Source organism: Anaerolineales bacterium (assembly GCA_019637755.1).
GTDB lineage: Bacteria > Chloroflexota > Anaerolineae > Anaerolineales > UBA11579 > JAMCZK01.
This window is the reverse complement of sequence record JAHBVC010000001.1, coordinates 783,703-807,561: the sequence shown is the minus strand read 5'-3', so window position 1 is coordinate 807,561 and position 23,859 is coordinate 783,703. Positions and strand designations below refer to the sequence as shown.

The window sequence follows — 23,859 nt, the reverse complement described above, 5'->3', positions numbered from 1 at the left end:
GTTGTCTCCTGAGGCAGGATTGTTGCAGAGCAGCGAATTTTCGGCCTGTTTTTTACTTGATAGCTTTTGCAAGTAGACCTACGTATTAATTAGGGTGTATGAATTCGCCAATTGAAAACACCTCTCGCATTCCCGGTTTTTACGACCTGTCTATAGAAGAGCGCCACCAGCGCCTGCGGGCGCTTGGCATCCTCTCCGAGGAGCAGCTCGGCGCCCTGGCACAGGGCGGCATTCACGCCGAGGCGGCTGACCACATGGTGGAGAATGCCATCGGCGTGCATAGCCTGCCGCTGGGGCTGGGGCTCAACTTCATGGTCAACGGCCGTGAGGTGCTGGTACCGATGGCCGTTGAAGAGCCTTCCGTCGTAGCCGGCGCATCCTTCATGGCCAAGCTGGCCCGCGCTGCTGGCGGTTTCACCGCCAGCACAGACGCGCCGCTCATGATCGGCCAGATGCAGCTGCTGGATGTGGCCGATTTGGATGCGGCGGCCGCCGCCCTGCAGGCCTCCACACCCGACCTGCTGGCCGAGGCGGCGCAGATCGACCCGATCCTCCTCAAGCTGGGCGGCGGCCCGCGCGAGCTGGTCATCCGCCGCATTGACGATTCGCCCATTGGCCCCTTCCTGGTGCTGCACCTCATCTACGATGTGCGCGATGCGATGGGCGCCAATGCCATCAACACCGCCTGCGAGCGCCTCGCGCCGCGCATTGAAGCGCTCAGCGGCGGCCGCGTGCACCTGCGCATTCTCAGCAACCTGGCCGACCGCCGCCTGGCGCGCGCCGCTTGCACCATCAAACGCAGTGAGCTCGCCTTTGGCGATTTCAGCACCGAGCAGGTACGCGATGGCATCGTGGAAGCCTGGGCCTTCGCCGCGGCCGACCCGTACCGCGCCGCTACGCACAACAAAGGCATCATGAACGGTATTGACGCCGTGGTCATCGCCACCGGCAATGACTGGCGCGCCGTGGAAGCGGGCGCGCATGCTTATGCGGCGCGTGATGGCCGCTATACCTCGCTTAGCACCTGGGGCGTATCGCCCGAGGGTGATCTGGTCGGCAGCCTGGAGCTGCCGATGGCAGTCGGTATCGTCGGCGGGGCCACCAAAGTGCACCCCACCGCCCAGGCCGCCCTCAAGCTGATGGGCGTGACCAGCGCCGCGCAGCTTGCCGAGATCATCACTGCCGTTGGCTTGGCGCAGAACCTGGCCGCCTTGCGCGCCCTCGCCACCGAGGGCATCCAGCGCGGTCACATGGGTCTGCACGCCCGCCAGGTGGCGATTGCCGCTGGGGCGCATGGCGAAATGGTCGAGAAGCTGGCCGCTCAGTTAGTAGCAGAAAAGACCGTGCGCGTAGACCGCGCCGAAGAACTATTGAAGGAATGGTCGCAATGACAGAGCATATCCACGAACACGAAACCGCCCGGCTGCTCAAGCCGGAACATGCCGTTGGCATCGTAGGTTATGGTGCTTATGTGCCGCGCTACCGCCTGCCCGCCAAAGAAGTAGCGCGCGTCTGGACGGACGGCACTGCGGGGTTGCCTATCGTTGAAAAATCCGTGCCGGGGTTGGATGAAGACGTCATCACGATGTCTATCGAAGCGGCGCGCAACGCGGTTGCGCGTGCCCAGGTGCCGGTCAAAGACCTGCGTGCTATCTGGGTGGGCTCTGAGTCGCACCCCTATGCCGTCAAGCCCAGCTCCACGCTAGTGGCCGAGGCCATCGGCGCCTCCACCAGCATCCAGGCGGCCGATTGGGAATTTGCCTGCAAAGCCGGCACCGAGGCGATGGTAGCGGCGATGGGCTTCGTAGGCTCGCGCATGGCGCGCTACGCCATGGCCATTGGCATGGACACCGCCCAGGGCCGCCCAGGCGACGCCCTCGAATACACCGCCGGGGCGGGTGGGGCCGCCTTCATCATTGGCCCGGCCGAAGAATCCGTGGCCGAGATCGAGTGCACTTACTCTTTCGTCACCGACACGCCCGATTTTTGGCGTCGCCAGTACGCCAAGTACCCAGAGCATGGGCAGCGTTTCACTGGTGAGCCGGCCTATTTCAAGCACATCACCACCGCGGGCCAAGCCATGTTCGAGGCCACCGGCACCAAGCCGGAGGATTACACCTTCGCCGTGTTCCACCAGCCCAACGCCAAGTTCCCCCAGCGCGCCGGGCAGATGCTGGGCTTCACGCCCGAGCAAATTCAAACCGGCCTGCTCGTGCCGCGCATCGGCAACACCTATTCCGGCGCGGCCATCATCGGCCTTACCGCCATTCTGGATATTGCCAAGCCGGGTGACCGCATCATGCTGGTTTCCTTCGGCTCTGGCGCCGGCTCAGACGCGATGGTGCTGCGCGTGACCGACAAGATTGCGGGCAAGCCGCAGTTAGCGCCCACCACTGAGCAGTACATCCAACGCCGCACCGAGATCGACTATGCCGCTTACGTACGCATGCGCGGCAAGTTGGCGATGAAGTAATCGATAGTTGACTAGTTGCTTGGTCAACTAGTCGACTAATGGACTAACCGACTGCTTTTGACTAAGGAATTTATGACGAACGTAATCATCGCAGGTATCGGGCAGACGCCCGTCAACGAACACTGGGACACTTCGCTGCGTGAGTTGGCCTTTCACGCAATGGAGGCCGCCATGCAGGATGCTGACGGCCTGCGCCCTACGGCGCTGTACGTGGGCAACATGCTGGCTGGCCAGCTTTCCAAGCAGACCCAGCTGGCCACCTTGCTGGCTGATTTTGCCGGCCTGACCGGTATCGAAGCCGCCACGGTGGAAGCCGCCGGCGCCTCAGCCGCCATGGCGCTGCGCGCCGGCACAATGGCCGTCTCCAGCGGCATGGTGGATTTCGCCATGGTGCTGGGCGTCGAGAAGCTCAGCGAGCAAGTGCCCGCCGAGGTCGAAGCCGCCCTGGCGATGAGCTCGGATACGGACTACGAAGCGGAGCAGGGCATGACCCTGACCGCGCAAGCCGCCATGCTGGCGCAACGCTACGTCTACGAGCATAAAGTGCCTGAGCACGCGCTGGCTGGGTTCGCGGTTACCGCGCATGCCAACGGCGCGCATAACCCCAATGCCATGTTCCGCAAAGCCATCAAGCCCGAGACGTATGCCAAGGCGGGCCTGGTCAGCGCGCCGCTCAACCTGTTTGACGTTGCTCCCAATGCGGATGGCGCTGCGGCGCTCATCCTCACCCGCCGTGAGCTGTTGCCGCCCAAGTTTTCGCACCCTCTGGTCGAGATCACCGGCTCCAGCGCGGTCACTGACACGCTAGCGCTGCATGACCGCCCCGATCCGCTCATCTTCAACGCCGCACGCCTCTCCATCGAACGTGCTTGCGCCCAGGCGGGCATTCTGCCTAAGGATGCTGATTTCTTCGAGCTCTTCGATGCCTTTTCCATCTATAGTGCCCTCACGCTGGAAGCTGCTGGCCTGGCTGCCCGCGGCGAAGGCTGGAAGCTGGCCCAGAACGGCGCCATCTCGCTGACTGGCGAGATGCCCATTACCACCCTGGGCGGCCTGAAAGCGCGCGGCTTCCCCGGCGGCGCCACGGGCGCCTACCAGGCGGCCGAGGCTGCGCTGCAACTGCGCGGCCAGGCGGGTGGGGCGCAGATCGCTGGCGCCAAGACTGCCCTGGTACAGAGCCTGGGCGGCCCGGCATCCACCGCCGTGACGCACGTCTTAAAAACTGTTTAGTGCGCGGTGAGTCATTGCGAGGAGTGCGCTGCGTAGCAGCGCCGACGAAGCAATTCTCAAGCATCTTTATTATTGCTCAGTTGGATCGGGGTTTAGATCCGCCCAACAAAAAGCCCGCTGCATAGCAGCGGGCTTTTTTACTCAGGCTTGGGTCAGGATGATGGGCTTGCCCTTGGTGACCACGATGGTGTGCTCAAACTGGGCCGCGATGGCACGATCACGCGTGCGCAAAGACCAGCCATCGCGCTCCTCGGCGATGCGCCCGCTGCCCGGCGTCAGGAACGGCTCCAGTGCCAGCACCAGCCCCTCTTGTATGCGGCGGGCATCGTTGGGATTGTAGACATTGATCACATCGGTGGGCTCTTCGTGCAGTTTGCGGCCAATGCCGTGGCTGGCCAACTCAACGATCGTATTAAACCCGTGCCGCTGCGCCTCGCTCTGCATGCTGCGCCCGAGCTCATTGAGACGATTGCCAGCCTTGGCGGCGAGCAGCGTCTTTTTGAGCGTGGCCTGCGTAGCTTTCAGCAGAGCGCTCACCTCAGGGCTGGCTTTGCCAATGGCGAGTGAGGCACCCGTATCGGCGTAGAAGCCACCTTTTTCGGCTGAGACATCAATATGGATCAGATCACCCGCCGCCAACACGTGCCCGCCGGGGATGCCGTGGGCGATCACTGGCGAAACGCTGATACAGGTCGCCCCGGGGAACTGGTACATCGCCTGCGGCGCCGAGTGCGCACCCTGGCGCTCCAGGTATTCGCGGCCCAGCGTATCCAGCTCCAGCGTGGTCATGCCCGGCTCGGCCGCCGCCAGCATGTGTTGCAGGGTAGCGGCGCAGATCTTGCCGATGGCGCGCAGCCCTTGCAGTTCGCTATCTTTGCTTACGATCATAACGGCCCGATTATAGGGGATTGTAGCCCGCTGGCGGCGCAGGCAATTTGATAGGTTCTGAGAGTCTTGTGCGGCTACATTAAGCTCAACAGGAGACTAAAAGATGGATATCCCGCGCCATTGGAGACTCAAGAAACAACGCTACGCCCTCACTGGTGAGGTCTGTACGCACTGCGATGCCAAGCTGTTCCCGCCGCGTGACATCTGCCCCGAATGCGGCGAGGAAGCCAAGACCCTCTTCCAGTTCAGCGGCAAGGGTGAGGTTTACTCCTACACCACCGTCTACGACGCGCCCGAAGGCTACGCCGAGCAGGCGCCGTATACCCTGGCCATGGTCAAGCTCGAGGAAGGCCCCTTGGTCACCGCCCAATTGACCGACCTTGGCGAACAGCCGCCTGCCATCGGCATGCCGGTGGAGATGGTCACTCGTCTGCTGCGTTCCGCCACCGATGAGCGCGGTATGCTCATCTACGGTTACAAGTTCCGCCCGGCCGTAGCCTAATTCACTACAGCACACTCAAAGACCGCCCAGCAAGGGCGGTCTTTTGTTTTGCCCATATAATCTCGTCTACCTATGGCAATTTCCATCACTGAACGCTGGGCGGCTTTGCCGCCAGGCGCCCAGGCCGCCCTGCACGAGCAATGGCTCGGCCTGGCTGCCGGCGGCCTGCCGTGTGGCGCTGCCATCACCACTGCCGCCGGCGAGGTGGTCGCCCGCGGGCGCAACTATAGCTATGATGCCCCCGGCGAGCTGGCCACGCGTCAGCAGTATCCCTTGCAGCACAACCGCTTGGCGCACGCCGAGATGAACGCGCTGGCGCTGCTCACCACCGAGACCGAACATAACGCACTCACTCTATGGGCCACCCAAAACCCCTGCGCCATGTGCGCTGCCGCCATTGCTTTCACTGATATTGGCAAGGTGGTGTATCTGGCCGATGACCCTTCGGATGACTCGTCGCTTGAAATGCGTCTGGGCCGCCGTGATGGCATTGCCTACCAGGCGTTTGGCGACCCCTTCTGGTGGGCAGTGTCCAACCTGCTCTTTCTCTACATGCCCACCGCGCTGCATGGCGTGCATAGCAGCCTCATTCGCATGAACACGGCTCGTTATCCGGCGCTGGTCCAGCTTACGCTGCAGTTGGCGCAGGGCAAGGCCTTTGATGAGCCAGCCCAAGCTGACGCATCGTTGCCCGAAGCGTTGCAACCCTTCGCCGCCGAGCTTGAAGCCGCGGCCGCGGCGGTGCCGCAGGAGTAGGTCTCCATGGAACAGTTCATCAAAGACCGCTTTAACGACACTATTTTGCAAGAGGCGGCCCAACGCTACGGTGTTGAAGCAGGCGATGTCAAAGTGCTGGATAGTTTTGAAAGCTTTATCTTTGAGTTTGCGCGGGATGGCAAAGAATACATCCTGCGCATTGGTCACAGCCACCGCCGCAACCAGACCCTGATTGAAGGCGAGACCGAATGGATTAACTACCTGGTGGCCGGTGGCGTATCGGCGGCGCAGGCCATCCAGTCGCTCAACAACAAGCTGGTGGAGCCTATCCCGGATGGGCACGGCGGCGATTTTCTCGCCGTGGCCTTCGTCAAAGCAGCCGGCGGCCCACCACGCGGCCGCTGGACGCCCGCCCTGTACGAAACCTATGGCGAGACGATTGGCCGCATGCATGCGCTCACAACCCAGTACGCTGGTGAACGCAAACGCCCGGAGTGGGATGACCCAGTCTTTGAGTTCGTCAACAGCTTCCTGCCCGATAACGAGACGGCCATAAAGCAGGCTTATCGAGACGTGTGTGATTATGTGCGCACACTGCCCAAGGACAGCCAGTCGTATGGCCTCACCCATCAGGATGCGCATGGCGGCAACCTGTTTGTGGATGATTCAGGGCGTATTACCTTGTTTGATTTTGATGATTGTGGCTACAACTGGCTGGTGAATGACATCGCCATGGTGCTGTTTTACATCGCCAGCACGGAGCAGGGCAAAGCCGCCTTCACGGCGCAATTCATGCCGCACTTCCTGCGCGGCTACGCGCAGGAAATGCCCCTGGCGCCGCAATGGCTGCGCGAGATTCCGCACTTCATGAAGATTCGCGAAATCGAACTCTTTGCCGTCATTCATCGGGATTTTGATATAGACAACATCGGAGACGGCTGGATTGCTAACTTCATGCGCGGCCGCAGGGAGCGCATTGAGGCGGGTGAGCCATATATTGAGTTTGACTTTAGCACTCTGGAGCCGCTACTGGCTTGAAATCTCCACCCAGGCGGAACAATTTGCCCACTGCGGCTTGAACATACCATTGCCGCCTCAGCAACTTTGCAATAACCCGCATACCTAGAATTGCGGGCGGCTGTATCGGATACTGCTTCCATCTTTGCACTCTATAGGAGCAGTACATGTTCAAACGCAGTTTCGTAGTTTCATTACTCTTCATCCTGGCGTTGTTGGCCGCTGCCTGCGGCGCACCGGCGCCAGCTGCAACCCCCGCGCCGGTCACTGAGGCCGCGGTTGAGGAAGCCGCCACCGAGGCGCCCACCGCTGAGGCCGCATTCCCCGTCTCCATCGAGCACAAGTATGGCAGCACCACCATTGAAGCCGCGCCCGAGCGCATTGTGCTCGTTGGCCTTAATGAGCAGGATGCCCTGCTGGCCCTCGGCGTAGTGCCGGTGGCCACGCGGGAGTGGTATGGCGAACGCCCCGGCGCCATTTTTGAATGGGCGCAGGACGAGCTGGCCGCGCTGGACGGCGCAACCCCAGTAGTCTTGAGCAGCGGTCAACTCAACTTTGAGGAGATCGCCGCGCTGGAGCCGGACGTGATCGTGGGCCTGTATGCCGGGATCACCCAGGAGGAGTACACCACCCTGAGCCAAATCGCCCCCACCGTGGCGCAACCCGCCGAGTATGTCGATTGGGGCGTGCCCTGGCAGGAAGTGACCCGCACGATGGGTCAGATCGTCGGCAAGGCCGCTGAGGCGGAAAACCTGATTGCCGGCGTTGAAAGCGCTTTCGCCGAAGCGCGTGCCCAGTTCCCCAACATTCAGGGTGCCGAGGCGGTGGTCGCCACGCCGTGGGGCTACCCCACCAGCTACTACGTCTATGGCTCACAAGACTCGCGCGGCCGCTTTATGACCTCGCTGGGCTTCAGCTATCCCCCCGTGATCGATGAGTTGGCCGGTGAGGAGTTTGGCGCCTCGATCTCGCTGGAGCGCTTCGACATCATTGACATCGATTTCCTGATCTGGATCGATTCGCTGCCTGAGGAAATGCGCAATAACCCGCTCTACGCCAATCTGGACATTGTGAAGGATGGCCGCGTGGTCTACCTTTCCAACACCAGCCCGATCTACGATGCACTCAATTTCTCCACGGTGCTCAGCATCCCCTTTGCCATTGAGCAGCTCAGCCCCGATTTTGCGCAGTTGAACCAAACCCTGCAGACCCCCTAGGGCCTGTGTTTTGCCCCCCACAGCCCGCCGCGCAAGCGGCGGGCTGTTTTGCTTTGCGCAGCCGCACATTGGCTGGCGGCTGCGCTTGACGCTGATTCTTGGCTATGCTAGTATCCGAATCGACTGGAATGGATGTTCGCAAACCCATGAGAAAAAACCGCTTGTCCCTGCTGATCTTCGTGCTGTTGGCGCTGTTGCTGGCGGCCTGCACGCGCTCTGCTTCCACCGATCCGGTGACGGTCGCTACCGAGGACCCACTGGTGTCGATCTTCAACACGATGGCCACCCAAACCGCCCTGGCCGGCCAGGATAAAACCGGTGTGCAGCCCACGCTGGACGTAAGCGCCACCCCGCTGTTCGGCAACACCGCCACCGTGGCGCCCAGCGCTACCCCCGAAGCCACGGCCACCACCACGCCGGCCCCGATCACCCAGCTGGCCGTGCCGAGTAGCTACACGCTGCACGAAGGGGAATGGCCGTATTGCCTGGCGCGCCGTTTTGACATCAATCCGGATGCTTTGCTCTCCGCCAATGGGCTGAACGCCAACAACGCCAACAGCCTCAGCGTTGGCACCACCATCAGCATTCCCAGTGGGGTGGGTGGCTATGGTGGCGAGCGTGCTCTGCGTGCGCACCCCACCACCTACGTGGCCAGCGGCGCGGATAGCTTCTATAGTATTGCCTGCGCTTTCGGCGATGTATGGCCGGAGCACATTGCCGAAGCCAATGGCCTCAGCCTTGACCAGAACATTCCTGGTGGCACGCAGCTACACATTCCCTAGCCTGCATACCCTTGCGGCCTTCCAGAGGGCTGGGCAAATCCCAGCCCTTTTGTTTTGCCAACTATGTTAAAAACAGAGGATATGAATACATCTCCCACTCGCTGGTTGGCCCGCTGGCTGCTGCTCAGTGCCCTGGGCGCGGTTGCGGCCGCCGGCTTGGTGTTCTCGCAACCCAGCCAGGCCAGCACGGCTGTGCTGGGGCTTTCTCCAGCGCGCTGGGCCTTGCTGCTGGCGCTGCTGGGCCTGGCGGCCGGCGCTGCCTGGCTGGCGCGCCGCGAAGCCTGGCTGGCGCGCGCGGCGGCCTGGATGCTGGCCCGGCCGGCGTGGCATAACGCCTGGATCGGGCTGGCCGCGCTGGGCTTTGTTCTCGCATTGTATTTGGTGTTATTCAGCTTGCGCATTAGCGATGCTTTTGCGCAAGCGCGCTTGCTGCGCCTGCTGCCGTTGAGTGTCTGGGCATGTTGGGCTTGCGCCGCGGCCCTGCTGTGCTGGCCGCGCCTGCGCCCCGCCAGCACCGGGGCGCAGGCGCGCGGCGTGCTGCGCCCGGCCGCGCTGGCGGGGCTGGTCTTGCTGCTGGCGGTGGGCGCAGTAGTGCTCAGCGGCCTGGGCCTGCAGCCCGATCGCACCGGCTGGGATACGCCCGGTGCGCCGGTCTTGAACACGCAGGTGTTGCTGGCCTGGTGCGCGGCGTGGCTGATCGCCAGCTTGATGGGCTGGGCGGCGCGCCGTTTGAACTGGCGGCCCACCCGCGTAGACCTGCTGGCGGCGCTAGGCATCTGGCTGCTGGCCGCAGTATTGTGGAGTGCCCAGCCACCACGCACCACCCATTTCTCGCTGGCCCCGGCGGCGCCCAACTGGGAGTATTACCCAAATTCAGATGCTGCCACCCTGGATATTGCCGCCCAGCGCTTTCTCACTGGTAATGGCTTCTCCGATGTGATCGAGAAGCCACTGTATGCTTTCCTGCTGGTCGTCCTGCACAGCCTGGTGGGGCAGGAGTATGCCCAGGTGGTCAATGCCCAGATCTGGCTGCTGGCGCTGTTTCCGGTGGTGCTGTACTTCCTGGCGGCCCGTTTGCACCAGCGTTTCTCCGGCCTGCTGCTGGCCCTGGTGATCATCCTGCGCGAGCTGAATACGCTGGCGCTCTCCAACCGCATTCTGGTCTCGCATTCCAAACTATTGATGACGGATCTGCCCACCGCTGTGGCGCTGGCCGCCTTCACCCTGCTGGTGCTGGATTGGTTGCAGCACCGCGCAGAGCAACCGCGCCGTGCCCTGTGGGTGGGGGCCGCACTGGGCCTCTTGCTGTTGCTGCGTTCACAAACGCTGATCTTTTTGCCGTTCCTGGTGCTGTTGGTGCTGCTGCGCGCCAAAGGGCCGTGGCGGGTGCGGCTGCCGCTGGCAGGCCTGGTACTGCTGGGCTTTGCCCTCACCGCGCTTCCCTGGATGGTGCGCAATGCTGTGCGCACCGGCGAGTTCGGCTACTCGCAGCCGTTTCAGGCGCTCTACATGGCGCGCCAATACAGCCTGGCCCCCGAAAGCAACGATCCTGGCTTTGATATCGCCACCACGCCCGCCAGCGACTATGTGGCGTTGGGTTTTGCCAATGTGCGCCAATTTGTGTTGGCGCATCCCGGCGAGGTGGCGCGCTTCATCACTGCGCACTTCTTGCACAACGAAGTGGCCTCGTTTCTGGCATTGCCGGCCCGCTTTGATCTAACCGCGCGCCTGGTGGAGTTTTATAACCTGCAGCCGTATTGGCCGCAGCGCCAGGCCCAACTATGGGCGCAGTGTTGCTCATTGGATGCGTACATTGCCAGCACGCCCTATTGGGTCACTGGCCAGGCGGCGCAGGGGTGGGATGGGCAGATCCCGCCGGACTGGGTGGCCCCGCTGGCGTTGAACGTGGCCCTGGTGGCGCTGGGCTTGGGGGCGGCCTGGCGCAAGCTCGGCTGGCTTAGCCTGGTGCCGGTGGGCATGCATCTTCTGTACAGTGCCAGCACGGCCTTGGCGCGCGTCTCCGGCTGGCGGTTGATCCTGCCCGCCGATTGGGTCATTTTGCTCTTCTATTGTCTGGGTATCGGCCAGTTCAGCGTGTGGGCGGCGCGCTATCTGTTCGGCTACTCACCGCCGGTGGCTGCGCCGCAGCCCGCGGCCACGCCGGCGACGCCGGGCTTGCGCGGCCTGGCGGCCGCTGCCGGCCTGGCCTTGCTGGCGGGCTTGTTCATTCCACTGGCTGAGCTGGCCGTGCCGCAACGCTATGCGGGCTGGGATGAGGCCAGCGCGCTGCAGCAGATCCAGGCGGCGCCGCAGGTGGCGGCCAGCGGCCTGGATGTGGCCGCTTTCATCGCCCAGCCAGGCGCCGAAGTCTACTGGGGGCGTGCGTTATACCCGCGTGTCTACCCTGGCGGCGAAAACGAAAATGAGGCGCTGGATTTCCTGCGCGTGCAGTTTGAGTTGGTTGGCCCGGTGGGCCACATGCGCTCGGCCATCCCCGGGCCTGTGCGGGCGCTACCCAATGCCGCCGATGTAGTCGTGCTGGGTTGCCAGCAGCGCGAGTATTTGCATGTCGTCGCCCTGGTCTACTTGCAGGCGGCGCGCCCCGCCATCCTGGCGCCAGGCGCAGCCAGCCTGCAGTGTGCTGCCTTGCCCTGAGCGCCTATGGCGGCTGGGTATAATTTGAGTGCGCTTCGCGAAAGAGGCGCACTTTTATGTCTGTGCTGCTTATCAATCCCAATCTGGTTGCCCAACGCAACGATCCGCTGACCACCGGCATCGTCTACATGCCGATCAGCCTGGCGTATTTGGCGGCCAGCTTGCGCGCCGCCGGCCACGCCGTCAGCGTGCTGGATGCGTATGCCGCCACGCCGCGCCAAGCACGCAATGACGGCAATTTTTACGTCTACGGGCTCGACCCGGCTGAAGTGCTGGCCCAGATCCCGGCCGACACGCAAACCGTCTTCGTCTACGCCATCAATCTCACCAATCACATGTCCACGTTGGAGATGGTGCGTGCCGCCCGCCAGGCCGCCCCGCAGGCCACGGTCATCGTGGTTGAGAACACGCAGGCGGTGACGGCCTACGCGCTCACGCATGTAGCCGCGGAGTTTTATGCTGCCGGGGCGCATTACATCCTCACCGGGGAACCGGAGCGCCGCGCCCAGCGCCTGCTGGCAGCGCTGCAAGCGGGCGATGCGCAGGCTATCCGCGCCATCGATGGGGTGGGCGGGCCAGATTTCTATAACTTGCCTGCGGGCTTCATGGATGAAGCCGAGCTGAGCGCATTGCCTTTCCCAGCGTGGGATCTGTTCCCGCTGCAAAACTACTGGCAGCTAGGCTTTGCCCACGGCCCGCTCTCGGCGGAGCGCTACCTGCCGCTGCTCACCTCGCGCGGTTGCCCATACCCGTGTGGTTTCTGCGTCGTGCCGGCCACCAACCGCCAGCGCTGGCGCCCGCGCACGCCACTCAACGTGGTGGACGAGATCGAGCACTTCCAGCGCGCACTGGGTGTAAGCGAGTTCCACATCGAGGACCTTGACCCCACCATCTCAGATGAGCGTATCCGCGCCATCTGCGCCGAGATCCTGCGCCGCGGCCTCAAGATCACCTGGAAGATCGCCGCCGGCACCAAGGTCGAGACGATGCAGGATGAAGACACCATTGACCAGATGGCCGCCGCAGGCTGCCGCTATATTTCGATTTCGCCCGAAACGGGCTCACCACGGCTGCTTAAGCTGATGCGTAAGCCGTTCAACCTCAAGCATGCCGTGCGCCTGGTCAAGCGCATGAACCAGGTGGGCATTCGTTCGCAAGCCTGCTTTGTGCTCGGCTACCCGGGTGAAACCCCTGAAGATTTGCAAATGACCTGGGACTTGGTGCGTGATCTCACCCGCGTGGGCGTAGACGAAGTGGCGCTCTTCATCGTCACACCGGTACCGGGCTCTTCTATATATGACCAGTTCCAGGGCTATGGCAATTTGTCTGAGCTCAATTTCAGCCCCACCTGGCGCCAAGACTATCAGGCGCTGGCCTCCTTCCGCTTCCGTCTGTATGCTAGTTTCCTGCTGTGGAAACTGCGTTATCATCCTTTCAAGCTTTTGTCGCAGCCGTTCAACTTCTTGCGCCGCAAGTTCCAAACCAAGATGGAGATGGTGCCCTACCGGGCGCTGGCTCTGCGCTGGTTTGCACGCTAACCCATGCCCACCAAACGTCCCTCTGCCCGTACTGCTCGCATCGCTGTGGCGATTCCCTGCCACAATGAAGCTGCCACGATTGCCAAGGTGGTGGGCGATTTCCGCAAAAATCTGCCGCGCGCCAAGGTGTACGTGTTTGACAACGCCTCCACAGACACCAGCGCCGCGCTGGCGCGCAAGGCGCGTGCCGAAGTGCGCCATGTGGGCCAGCTGGGCAAGGGCAACGTCATCCGCGCTATTTTTGACCAGCTGGATGAAGACATCATTGTCATGGCCGACGGCGATGACACCTATTACGCCGAAGATGTTCATACTGTGCTGGCCCCGGTGCTGGACGGCACGGCGGATATGTCGGTGGGCCACCGTATGGACGGCGCCAGCGACGCCAACATGAAACGCCTCAATCAGCTGGGCAACCGCATGATCGTGGCCTATATCAACCGTCTCTTTGCTACAAAATTTGAGGATGTGCTCTCCGGCTACCGTGCCTTCAACCGCCGCTTCATTGAAGGAGTGCCGGTGCTGACCAGCGGTTTCGAAGTCGAGACCGAGATCACCATCCAAGCCCTAGCCGAGGGTCTGCACATCGTCGAAGTGCCCACGCGTTACCGCAGCCGCCCCGCGGATAGCAGCTCCAAGCTGCGCCCGTTTGCTGATGGCTACCGCATCGTGCTCACTGCCGCCATTCTGTTGCGTGACCACCGCCCGCTGCGCCTCTTTGGCGCCATCGCACTGCTGTTCTGGGCGCTGGCGCTGGTAGCGGGTATCCTGCGCCTGTTCAGTTTTGTGGGGCAGGGCAGCCTGCCTGACAGCATCCTGGGCGGTGTGGTGTTGCTGGGGGTACCCACCGGCCTGATGGCGCTCGGCATCGGCCTTTCACTCAACGCGATCAACACCCGTTTTGCGGGTATCAAGACCTACCTAAGGCGAAGTAAATAATGCAAAACAACGTAGAAGCCTACAAAGCGCTGCTGGAGCATGTGAAATGCAACCTGTGCGGTGCCGATGATTACGAAGTGGTTTACCCGCCGCGCTACGAGGACGCCAAGCCCGAGGAGATTGCCAATACCTTCCGCTCCTCTGGGGATGAAGTGCTGCTGGACCAACTGGTGCGCTGCAAGCAGTGCGGCCTGATGTACCTCACCCCGCGCCTGCGCGCCGATGTGGTGATTGACGGCTACAGCGCTGGCACGGATGAGATGTTCGTCTCACAGGCCGCCGGCCGTGAGCGCACCTTTGCCGGTTCGCTCAAGCTGATTGAGCGCATGCGCCCGCAGCGCGGTACGCTGCTGGATGTTGGCACCGCCGGTGGCTCCTTCATGGCCGTGGCGCAGCGCGCCGGCTGGCAGGTAGCGGGCTGCGAGCCTAACCGCTGGATGTCTGACTGGGCCAAGCAGCACTACAGCCTCGACGTGGTGCCCGGCACGATCGAAGATATGAAACTGGCCGATGCCAGCTTTGATGTCGTCAGCCTGTGGGATGTGCTGGAGCACACGCCGGACCCCAAGGCCACGCTACGCGAGTGCATCCGTGTGCTGAAACCGGGCGGCCTGCTGGTGGTCAACTATCCCGACATTCATTCCCTCGTAGCGCGCCTGATGGGCCGCCGCTGGGTATTCCTGCTTTCAGTGCACCTGTACTACTTCACCATCCCCACGCTCACCCGCCTGCTCAATGAGCTCGGCCTGGAGCTGCGCGTGCAGCGCGCTCACTGGCAGAGCCTGGAGCTGGGCTATGTCCTCTTCCGTATGGAAGCCTATGTGCGCCCTGTTGCTCGCGCCGCGGGTTGGGTGGTGAAGCGCCTGGGCATGCAGCACTGGCAGATCCCGTATTGGATGGGCCAGATGCTGGTTGTGGCGGAGAAGAAATAATTCAGCGTATCAGGCTGTCTAGGTTATGGAGTAAGACCTTGTCTAATAAAGAAAAGATCGTTGTGCTGGGCGCCGGTGTCGGCGGCCTGGCGGCTGGTTACTTCCTGGCGCGTACAGGTAAATATGATGTCACTGTGCTGGAAAAAGAAGCCGTGATCGGCGGCCTGTGCGGCAGCTTTGAGCACGATGGCTTCGTGCTCGATTATGGCGCGCATAAGCTCTACTCCATTATCCCCGGCGTGCTGGACGAAGCCACATCCTTGATGGGTGACCGACTGATCCAGCTGCCCAAAAAGAACCGCTTGTACCTTGAAGGCAAGCTGCTCGATTATCCGCTCAAGCTAGGTAATCTCGCTCAGGCTTTAGGCCCGGTGCGCTTCCTGCAGATTGGCTTTGGCTATGGCATTGAGGTGCTTAAGGGCATCTTCAACCGCAAGGCGCCGGGTTCTTACAAAGACTACATCATTCGCCGCTTTGGCCGCCCAACCTACGAGCTGGTCTTTGAACCACTGGCAGACAAAGTATGGGGCGATCCAGCCACCTTGCATCCCGAGATGGCGCGCACGCGCTTGCCCGCCTCGGGTGGCATGGAGCTGGTGCTCAAGCTGCTCGGCTTGAAAAAGGAGACCGCAGACACCAACGCCGAGTTTTTCTACTACCCTAAAGCCGGCTTCGGTGACTGGCCGCAGGCGCTGGCCGAAGGCATTGCGGCCCACGGCGGCCGCGTGCTCACCGGCGTAGACGTGCAAGGGCTGGAGATGCAAGATGGCCGCGTGCGCAGCGTCAAGACCGCCATCGCTGGCACAGCGCAAACCATTGCCAGCGACTACCTGGTGTCCTCGCTGCCGCTGCCGCTCATCGGCCGTATGGTCTTTGGCAACACAGACGAAACCTTCAACCAGGCTGTGACAGGCCTGCAGTTCCGCCATCTCATCATGGTGTATGTGTGGGTTAAGCGCCCGCTGGTGATGGAAGACCAGTGGGTCTTCTTCCCGCAGCGCAATGTGGTCTTCAGCCGCCTGTTCGAGCAGAAGCAGATGAACCCGGCGCTCGGCCCGGCGGACCGCACCGTGGTGACGGCTGACTTCACCGCTGCCGAAGGCAGCGCCTTGTGGCAAGCCAGCGATGCTGAGCTCACTCAGCAGGTCATCGATGGCATGGTCAAGACCGGCCTCATCCGTGCAGACGAAGTCACCAACAGCCTGGTGATCCGCAAGCACAACTTCTACCCGCGCTATGACCTCGGCTATGCTGAGCGCATGAAGCTAGTGAGCGATAAGCTGCGCCAAGTACCCAACCTGCTCACCACGGGCCGCATTGGTATGTACAACTACAACAATTCCGACCACTGTGCAGACATGGGGCGCTTCATTGCCGAGCATCTGGCGGCGGGTGAAGCCGCGCCAGATATCTGGCGTGCGTTGGAGCAGCGCGTGGCTGACTACAAGATCGTAGACTAATGGCCACATACAAAACCATCAGCAGTGAGCTTGCCTACCGCGGCCAGAAATTCTCGGTGCGCCGAGACATTCTTGAGACCAGTGATGGCCGCGAGGCCATCTACGACACGGTCGTGCACATCGGCGCGGTGTCGATGGTGCCGGTGGATGCGGATGGCAAGATCCTGCTGGTGCGCCAGTACCGCCACTCCACCGGCAAGCAGCTCTTGGAGCTGCCTGCCGGGACGCTGGAGCCGGGTGAGGCCACCGAGGTGACCGCTCAACGTGAGCTGCGCGAGGAAGTGGGCATGGGCGCAGGCTCGCTGACCCTGCTGGCCGAGTTTTATCTTGCGCCCGGTTACTCCACCGAACGTATGTGGATCTACCTGGCGCAGGACCTGCAGCCGGATGCGCTACCGCCAGACCAGGATGAAGATTTGGAAGTGGTGCGCCTGAGTTTGGAAGAGTGCCTGGCGGCGATTGGCAGCGGCGAGATCGAAGATGCCAAGACCATGCTGGGGCTCTTGCTGGCGCACCAGGTGCTGGCAGCGCAGTAAGCCTTGTACGCAGGACAAATTTCCTGCTTGTGAGCGCGGGGGAATTCCGTTATAATTCTGTGCGAATTTCCCCTGCACTCTCTTTGGTTACAACTTTTATATTCCTTTGCACTTGCAGACTCACCTAGTCCTGTACTGCCCGGGCGTTAGGCAGCCACCCTCCGCGTACTTATATCCTCCCATTCTATAGAGACACACACCATGGACATTCTTGAATTAGAAAAAACTTCCCTCGCAGATTTGCGCAAGCAAGCGAAAGATCTCGGCGTGGAACGCGCCGCGCGCCTCAAGCGCGAAGATCTGGTGATCACGATTGCGCAGATGATGGCCAGCAAGCAGGGCCGCGAGGTGCGCGGCGGCATTCTCGAGATCATGAACGAGGGCGTGGGCTTCCTGCGCTCTGAGCACTACCAGGGCGGCCCCGGCGATGTGTATGTCTCGCAGACCCAGATCCGCCGCTATGGCCTGCGTAACGGTGACCTGATCATCGGTGAAGCCCGCCCGCCGCGTGAATCCGAGAAGCACTATGGCCTGGTGAAAGTCGAGTCCGTCAATGGTATGGACCCTGAGAAGGCTAAGACCCGCCCCCGTTTCGAAAACCTGACCCCCATCTTCCCTGATAGCCGTTTTGACCTCGAGACCGACAAGCGTGGCCTGGCCATGCGCATGATCAACCTGGTCTCGCCCGTGGGCCGTGGCCAGCGTGGTCTGATCGTATCGCCGCCAAAGTCTGGTAAGACCACCATCCTCAAAGAGATGGCCAACTCTATCTCCACCAATTACAAAGATGTGCATCTTGTCGTGGCCCTCATTGGTGAGCGCCCCGAAGAAGTGACCGATATGGATCGCTCGGTGGACGCCGAAGTGATCTCGTCCACCTTTGATGAGCCGGTCACCTCGCACGTGCGCGCCGCTGAAATGGTGCTGGAGCGCTCCAAGCGCCTGGTCGAGATCGGCCGGGATGTGGTGATCCTGATGGACTCGATCACCCGTCTGGCGCGGGCCTACAACCTCGTCGTCACGCCTTCCGGGCGTACACTCTCCGGCGGTATTGACCCTTCGGCTTTGTATCCGCCCAAGCGCTTCTTCGGCGCGGCGCGCAACATTGAAGAGGGCGGTTCGCTGACCATCATCGCCACCTGCCTGGTCGACACCGGCTCGCGCATGGATGATGTCGTTTACGAAGAATTCAAGGGCACTGGCAATATGGAGCTGCACCTCTCGCGCAAGATGCAGGAGCGCCGTATCTTCCCCGCTATCGACATCGAGCGTTCGTCCACCCGCCGTGAAGAGCTGCTGCTCGGGCCGGATATTACCCAGCGTGTTTGGCTGATGCGCCGTATGTACGGCACCATGATCGCCGAGCCGCCACACGGCGCGGGCATGGACACCACCAACGCCACCGAAGCGATGTTGCAACGCATGGCCAAGACCGACAGCAATCAGGAATTCCTGGAAACTCTGATCGACGCCTAGCCGTCTATAGCGCGTACTATGAACGTCTCTACCCAGCAGGCTCGGCTACTTCTCAGCACGGGCCTGCTGTTGTTTATCGCCGCTTGCAGCAGCCCGGCACCGCAGGCTACGCTTGTGCCCAGCGAGATTGCCCAGCCCAGCGCAACCGCACAGACGCCCACGCCGCAACCGAGCGCTACCCCGCAACCGCGCAGTGAGATCGAAACCTACACGGTGCAACCCGGTGACACGCTGAGCCGCATTGCCGCCGCCTACAACCTGCAGCCGGAGACGGTGCTGTGGGCCAACTACGATGCCTTGGCCGATATCGCCGATTTCCTGCTGGAGGGCATGCCGCTCACTATCCTGCCGGTGGATGGCGTCTATCACCAGGTGGGCGGCGGCGATACCGTCAATACCATTGCCGCCTTCTTTGCCGCGGACCCGCAAGCCATGCTCAATTGGCCCGGCAACAAGCTCGATGCCAACAATCCCGTCATTCAACCCGGACAGTGGCTGTTGGTGCCCGGCGGCCAGCGGGCCTTGCGCCGCCGCACCCTGCCGGACCTGCCGCGCGCCGCGATGGCGGTTGATTTCCTTGAATTTGGTGCCGGCGCCTGCCCGCGCAACGTGGATGGCGGCGCAGTGGGCGCGGGCCGCTATGCCTGGCCGCTGGCTGGCGGCACGCTGGCCGGCGATGGTTACTCCGGCGTGCACCCGGCCGCCGATCTGGCCGCGCAGCCCGGCGAAGCTGTGCTGGCCGCCGATGCTGGCGTGGTTACATTTTCCGGCTGGTCGAACTTTGGCTATGGCTACGCGGTGATGCTCGATCACGGTAACGGCCAATTCAGCCTGTACGCGGGCCTGGCCGAGGTGCAGGCGTTGTGCGGTGCCTCGCTACAAGCCGGCGAGCCGCTAGGCGTGGCGGGCTACAGTGCCCACCCCGCAGGCGCATTTGTGCATTTTGAGATTCGCCAGGGTGGGGTAGCTATCGATCCGTTAACCGTGCTGCCCTAAGTAACTTTTGCAATCGCTTTCTCATCCTGCCCCAATTTGGCTGGGAACCTTTCATGCCATACTTCGTTAACCCAGTAGCAGGCATTTCTGCCTGAATACTAAAGGAATGGTGAATAATGGTTAAGAAGAGTGTTTTGTTCCTGGCTTTGACGGGCTTGCTGCTGGCCGCGTGTGGCGCCGCCACCGCGCCCGCCCCGCTGGCCAACCCGGCGCAGCCCAGCAATGGGCTCACCGTCTCCGGCCGCGGTGATATCCGCCTGGTGCCGAACATTGCCACGGTAACGATTGGCGTGCGCACCACCGGCACCAACGTCTCCGAAGTTGTGGCTGCCAATGCCACCCAGGTGGCCTCGGTAATGGATGCGCTCGCCTCCCTGGGCATTGCTGCCGAGGACATGCAGACCGCCAATTTCAATGTGTACGCCAACCAGAGCTATGACCCGGTGACCGGCCTGCCCAGCGAGATCAGCAGCTACTCGGTGGAGAACACCGTTACCGTGATCGCGCGTGATCTGGCCAAGCTCGGCCAGCTGCTGGACCAGGCCGTTTCGGCCGGGGCCAACTCCATCTGGGGTGTTACCTTTGATGTGGACGACAAGAGCGATGCGCAGAATCAGGCGCGCGATCTGGCCGTGCAGAACGCCATCGAACAGGCCAAGGCACTGGCTACCGCGGCTGGCGTGCAACTGGGCGACATTGTGGCGATCAACTATGCGCCCACCGGCTACTACTACGGCCCGATGTATGCGATGGGTGGCGGCGGTGCCGCGGCGGATGCCAGCACCAGCATCGTGCCTGGCCAAATCACCGTCGGCGCGGATGTCAGCATCACCTTCGCCATCAAGTAAGCGCTGCTTTGACCCCGAGTACAAAAAAAGCCTCGCAACTGCGGGGCTTTTTTTTTCTTGGCTCGATGCAACAGGAATTGCGATTTATTTATATCTTGCAACAAGATTTGCTGAAAATTATTTAACAGAAAGCCCGTCCAGCGTGATGATGTTGCGGCTGGTATCCACCACGCCGCTCAAGTCATACGGCATCGCCCCAGTAATCCGCACCGGCACGATCTCGCCCACCGGGGCGCCGCCTTCTACGAAGACCAGCCCGTCAATCTCGGGCGCATCGCGGTAGCTGCGCCCCACGGCAATCGGCTCATCGCTGCCGTCCACTTCGCCTGTGCCCTCAACCAGCACATCCAGCGTCTGGCCCACCAGCGCCTGGTTATTCTCGAGTGAGATGCGCTGTTGCAGCTCCATCAGGCGGCCCTTGCGTTCTTCTTTCACTTCTTCGGGTATCGGGTCGCCGAGTGGTTCGCTGCTGGTGCCCGGCTCGAACGAAAAGGTGAACACGCCCACGCGGTCAAAACGAATCTCTTCCACGAAGTCCATCAGGGCTTGGAACTCTTCTTCGGTCTCGCCCGGGTAGCCCACAATGAAGGTGGAGCGCAGCGCCAGGCCGGGCAAGTTGGCGCGCATCTTGGCCAACGTGCGGTGCACCCAGTCCATATTGGCCGGGCGGCGCATGCGTTTGAGGGTGGCCGGGTGGGCGTGTTGCAGCGGCATATCCAAATACGGGATGAGCTGCTTGTGCGCCGCCATCGTCTCGATCTGGCGATCGGTCACTGAGCCGGGGAAGTTGTAGAGGATCCGAATCCAGTCCACGTGCGGCACGGCGTTGACCAGTGTTTCCAGCAGAGTGGCCAGACCATCCTTGACGCCCAGCTCGTGGCCCCAATCGGTGATGTCTTGGGCGATCAGATTGATCTCGCGCACGCCGGCGGCTTGCAGCGCCTGGGCCTCGGTCACGATGGCGTCGAGCGGGCGGCTGACCAGCGTACCCTTGATCAGCGGGATGGCGCAGAACGCACACGGGCGGCGGCAACCATCGGCAATCTTCAGGTAGGCGCTATAGCCCTGCTTGGAGACGCGCAGCACGTCATGCTCATCGCGGCCCACAGTGAGCGCCTCATCCGGCAGGTGATAGAGCGGCTCCGGGCTGGTACGGCGGCGCAGCTTGTCGATCAGTTGCAGCACATCCATCCAGCGCCGCGTGCCCAGCAAGGCATCGATGCCCGGCACCTGCTCGATCACCTCCGCGCCGTAACGTTGGCTCAGGCAGCCGGCGGCGATCAGCCATTGGCCGTCGCGCTTGTTGGCGGCCAGTTCGCTGAGCACCTGGTACGACTCCTCCTTGGCCGGGCCGATGAAGCCACAGGTGTTAACGATCAGCACCTCGGCCGCCTCGGGCGAGAGGCTGGGTTGGTAGCCCTCGCGCTGTAACAGTTGCGCCATCGATTCGGAATCGACGGTGTTCTTGGCGCAGCCTAATGAAACCAGATGGAAGTTTTTAGTATCCATAGCGAAAGAGGATTGTAACGCTGGCGCTGGCTTCGTGCTTAGGGCGCGTCAGGCGTTTCGGTGGGCGTGGGGCTGGGTGTGGCCTGCGCCGTGGCGGTCAGTTGCGCCGGGTCCGTGGTCGGCGTGGGCGAGGGGGTTGGCGTCACCGCGCCCTCGGCGCTGAACACTACGCTGGAGACTTCGCCCAGCAGGCCAATGCTGCCCAGATCCTGCTCGTTGAAGAAGGCGCGCAGTCCAGCGGCGTTACCCGTCAGCACTACGATCTGGCCGTTGGCGCTGTAGGAATAGTTCTGGCCGGGTACTGTGCGCCCCTCGAACTGGATCTGCCCGTCGACGGTAACGCGCATCCACACCCGCTGGGTGGCCAGCAGGCGCAGGTTGATGTTGCCTGCGTTGGCCTGCACCGTGGCCTGGCCAAGCATGCCCGGCGTGAGCGTGGCGGTGGGGCTGCCCAGCAGGTTGATCGATTCGTTGCCGCTGGCTACGGCCCCCAGATCAGGCGTGGCGCTGGGCAAGCCCAGGCTGCCCAGCGGTGGGGCGGTGGGCTCGATGCTTTGGTTGGCCCGCGTGGAGAGCACCCGGCTGATGCTGAATGTAATGAAGGTCAGCAAGACCAGGCCCATCAGAGCGCCGAAGGCAATATCCCGCGTCAGCAAAGGTTGCGCCCACTCGGGCAGGCGAAACTTCAGTGGCGGCAAGCTGGGGCGGGCGGGCTTAGGCTTGGCGGGTTTGGTCTTGGCGGCCTGTTCTGCGGCGCGCTGTTGGAAGCGTGCTTGCAGCACTTCGGCATATTGCAGCAACAGGGCTTCGCTTTCCAGCCCGAGAAATTCGGCGTAATTGCCCAGCATGCCGCGCGCCTGGGTGGGCGAGGGGAAGCTGTCATAGTCGCCGGCTTCGAGGCGGCGCAAATAGTGCTCAGGGATGTGGGTGTTTTGCTCCACTTCCGCCAGGGTGAGCTGCACCTGCTCACGCCGCCCGCGCAACTGTTCGGCAATATGCGCAAAATCACCACTGGCCGCAGGGGGGGCGGGCTCGGCGCGGGCGGCCGCCGGCTCTGGGGCTGGGCGGGTGGGCTGCGCCGCGGCGGGCGGGGCGCCTGCCGCGGGCGCCGGGTCACTGGCGCTGGGCTGGCGTAATTGCGCCAGCAAGGCTTCGCCATCCAGATCGAGGTAGCTGGCATAGGCGCGCAGGAAGCCGCGCACCTGGGCGGCGGAGGGCAGGGCGCCAAAGTCGCCTGCTTCCAGCGCCTGCAAATAATGCCTGCGGATGTGAGTGGCTTCGGAAGCCTGTTCAAGGGTGAGGCCGCGTTGCTGGCGTTGTTGGCTCAGCGCGTGGCCGACGGTTTGCGGTGTCATCAGTTAAAAAAATCAGCCTGCCTATTGTATCGGCAGGCTGATGCTTTCTGCAGGGGGTTTATTCGGCGTCGCCAGCCTCTTCGCTGTCGTCCACGTCTTCAGCGCTGCCGGTCTCTTCGGCATCGTCAGCTTCTCCGGCATCGCCAGCCTCTCCGGCGCCTTCGTCCAACTCGGGTTCCGCGGCGGCGATCTCGTCTACCGGCTTGGGCTGCACGCCTTCCGCGGCAGCGGCCAGTTGGCTGGCATCCACCATGTAGTTCTCGGGGTTCTCGCCTTCGCGATACACCACCGCATCCAGTTCAGGGATGACGTCCAGGGTCAGGCGCACGGCGATCTTGTGCATACCCAGCAAGCGCAGCGGCTGCACGTGGATCTGGCGGCGATCCAGCGTGGCGCCCAGCTTCTCGCTGAGCTGGTCAGCGATCATCTGGGTCGTGATCGAGCCGTACAGCTTACCGGTCTCACCGGCGCGGGCCGGGAAGAGCAGTTGCATGCCTTTGAGCTTCTCGGCCAGGGCGTGTGCCTCCGTGTTGCGCGTGTTGCGCTCTTTGTCGGCATTGGCGGCGATCTTCTCTGCCATCTTGATGGCGTTGGCAGTGGCCGGGATGGCCAAGCCCTGCGGAATCAGATAGTTGCGGCCATAGCCGTTGGCTACCTTCTTGATCTGGCCGGCGCGGCCGAGCTTGTAGACATCTTGCAACAGTAAAACTTGCATACTTCACATCCTTATATATAGTAGGGCAGAATTCTGCCCGGCAAGGTTACCGGGCAGAGGCGCATTGTACCAGA

The 23,859-nt window shown here is 62.4% G+C and carries 21 protein-coding genes; 17 read left to right on the top strand and 4 right to left on the bottom strand.

What is annotated here, in order from left to right; translation table 11 throughout:
- The first annotated feature begins 98 nt into the window (after positions 1-98).
- The 3 genes from KF821_04055 to KF821_04045 all read left to right on the top strand — a co-directional run bounded on the left by KF821_04055 (position 99) and on the right by KF821_04045 (position 3,703).
- Positions 99-1,391 (top strand): hydroxymethylglutaryl-CoA reductase, degradative, encoded by a 1,293-nt coding sequence (locus tag KF821_04055; GenBank protein ID MBX3004986.1) that lies wholly within the window; start codon positions 99-101, stop codon positions 1,389-1,391.
- Entirely contained in the window at positions 1,388-2,473 is a 1,086-nt protein-coding gene (locus KF821_04050) for a hydroxymethylglutaryl-CoA synthase (protein ID MBX3004985.1), read from the top strand. The genes KF821_04055 and KF821_04050 overlap by 4 nt, the downstream gene beginning before the upstream one ends.
- Positions 2,474-2,545: 72 nt before the next feature.
- On the top strand, positions 2,546-3,703 hold the full coding sequence (locus KF821_04045; protein MBX3004984.1) for a thiolase domain-containing protein: 1,158 nt from the start codon (positions 2,546-2,548) through the stop codon (positions 3,701-3,703).
- Positions 3,704-3,844: 141 nt separating this feature from the next.
- Here KF821_04045 and map read toward each other — a convergent pair whose 3' ends face one another.
- The gene (map, locus tag KF821_04040; GenBank protein MBX3004983.1) at positions 3,845-4,591 is read right to left on the bottom strand and encodes a type I methionyl aminopeptidase; all 747 of its coding nucleotides are present in this window, start codon (positions 4,589-4,591) and stop codon (positions 3,845-3,847) included.
- 103 nt (positions 4,592-4,694) lie between these two features.
- Between map and KF821_04035 the strand changes: the two genes are divergently transcribed.
- The 14 genes from KF821_04035 (at position 4,695) to KF821_03970 (ending at position 20,206) form a co-directional block, all read left to right on the top strand.
- On the top strand, positions 4,695-5,093 hold the full coding sequence (locus KF821_04035; protein MBX3004982.1) for a Zn-ribbon domain-containing OB-fold protein: 399 nt from the start codon (positions 4,695-4,697) through the stop codon (positions 5,091-5,093).
- A 72-nt stretch (positions 5,094-5,165) separates the two neighbouring features.
- Positions 5,166-5,849, top strand: coding sequence for a nucleoside deaminase (locus tag KF821_04030; GenBank protein ID MBX3004981.1), 684 nt, complete (start codon positions 5,166-5,168; stop codon positions 5,847-5,849).
- 6 nt (positions 5,850-5,855) lie between these two features.
- Positions 5,856-6,848, top strand: a complete 993-nt coding sequence (locus KF821_04025; protein ID MBX3004980.1) for a phosphotransferase — start codon at positions 5,856-5,858, stop codon at positions 6,846-6,848.
- A 146-nt stretch (positions 6,849-6,994) separates the two neighbouring features.
- Positions 6,995-8,044 (top strand): iron-siderophore ABC transporter substrate-binding protein, encoded by a 1,050-nt coding sequence (locus KF821_04020; protein ID MBX3004979.1) that lies wholly within the window; start codon positions 6,995-6,997, stop codon positions 8,042-8,044.
- A 146-nt stretch (positions 8,045-8,190) separates the two neighbouring features.
- Positions 8,191-8,826, top strand: coding sequence for a LysM peptidoglycan-binding domain-containing protein (locus KF821_04015; GenBank protein MBX3004978.1), 636 nt, complete (start codon positions 8,191-8,193; stop codon positions 8,824-8,826).
- Positions 8,827-8,907: 81 nt separating this feature from the next.
- A complete protein-coding gene (locus tag KF821_04010; protein MBX3004977.1) occupies positions 8,908-11,481 on the top strand; it encodes a hypothetical protein in 2,574 nt (857 codons plus the stop codon).
- Positions 11,482-11,537: 56 nt separating this feature from the next.
- Positions 11,538-13,019, top strand: a complete 1,482-nt coding sequence (locus KF821_04005; GenBank protein ID MBX3004976.1) for a B12-binding domain-containing radical SAM protein — start codon at positions 11,538-11,540, stop codon at positions 13,017-13,019.
- Positions 13,020-13,022: 3 nt separating this feature from the next.
- Positions 13,023-13,958: a glycosyltransferase gene (locus tag KF821_04000; GenBank protein MBX3004975.1), complete on the top strand. Its 936-nt coding sequence runs from the start codon at positions 13,023-13,025 to the stop codon at positions 13,956-13,958.
- Positions 13,958-14,890, top strand: coding sequence for a class I SAM-dependent methyltransferase (locus KF821_03995; GenBank protein ID MBX3004974.1), 933 nt, complete (start codon positions 13,958-13,960; stop codon positions 14,888-14,890). The genes KF821_04000 and KF821_03995 overlap by 1 nt, the downstream gene beginning before the upstream one ends.
- 38 nt (positions 14,891-14,928) lie before the next feature.
- On the top strand, positions 14,929-16,350 hold the full coding sequence (locus tag KF821_03990; protein ID MBX3004973.1) for an FAD-dependent oxidoreductase: 1,422 nt from the start codon (positions 14,929-14,931) through the stop codon (positions 16,348-16,350).
- Positions 16,350-16,886, top strand: coding sequence for an NUDIX hydrolase (locus tag KF821_03985; protein MBX3004972.1), 537 nt, complete (start codon positions 16,350-16,352; stop codon positions 16,884-16,886). Before KF821_03990 ends, KF821_03985 begins: the two co-directional genes overlap by 1 nt.
- 201 nt (positions 16,887-17,087) lie before the next feature.
- Positions 17,088-18,362 carry a transcription termination factor Rho gene (gene rho / locus KF821_03980; protein ID MBX3004971.1) on the top strand — a complete coding sequence of 425 codons (1,275 nt, stop codon included), beginning with the start codon at positions 17,088-17,090 and terminating at the stop codon, positions 18,360-18,362.
- 18 nt (positions 18,363-18,380) lie between these two features.
- Positions 18,381-19,358, top strand: coding sequence for a peptidoglycan DD-metalloendopeptidase family protein (locus KF821_03975; GenBank protein MBX3004970.1), 978 nt, complete (start codon positions 18,381-18,383; stop codon positions 19,356-19,358).
- A gap of 116 nt (positions 19,359-19,474) precedes the next feature.
- Positions 19,475-20,206 (top strand): SIMPL domain-containing protein, encoded by a 732-nt coding sequence (locus tag KF821_03970; GenBank protein ID MBX3004969.1) that lies wholly within the window; start codon positions 19,475-19,477, stop codon positions 20,204-20,206.
- Positions 20,207-20,323: 117 nt separating this feature from the next.
- Here the strand turns inward: KF821_03970 and rimO are convergent, their stop codons facing one another.
- Genes rimO through rplI form a run of 3 tightly spaced genes read right to left on the bottom strand, consistent with a single transcriptional unit; the run spans position 20,324 to position 23,785 of the window.
- Positions 20,324-21,715 (bottom strand): 30S ribosomal protein S12 methylthiotransferase RimO, encoded by a 1,392-nt coding sequence (gene rimO / locus KF821_03965; GenBank protein MBX3004968.1) that lies wholly within the window; start codon positions 21,713-21,715, stop codon positions 20,324-20,326.
- 38 nt (positions 21,716-21,753) lie between these two features.
- Positions 21,754-23,070 carry a DUF4115 domain-containing protein gene (locus KF821_03960; GenBank protein ID MBX3004967.1) on the bottom strand — a complete coding sequence of 439 codons (1,317 nt, stop codon included), beginning with the start codon at positions 23,068-23,070 and terminating at the stop codon, positions 21,754-21,756.
- A gap of 58 nt (positions 23,071-23,128) precedes the next feature.
- The gene (gene rplI, locus KF821_03955; protein ID MBX3004966.1) at positions 23,129-23,785 is read right to left on the bottom strand and encodes a 50S ribosomal protein L9; all 657 of its coding nucleotides are present in this window, start codon (positions 23,783-23,785) and stop codon (positions 23,129-23,131) included.
- Between the last annotated feature and the right edge of the window lie 74 nt (positions 23,786-23,859).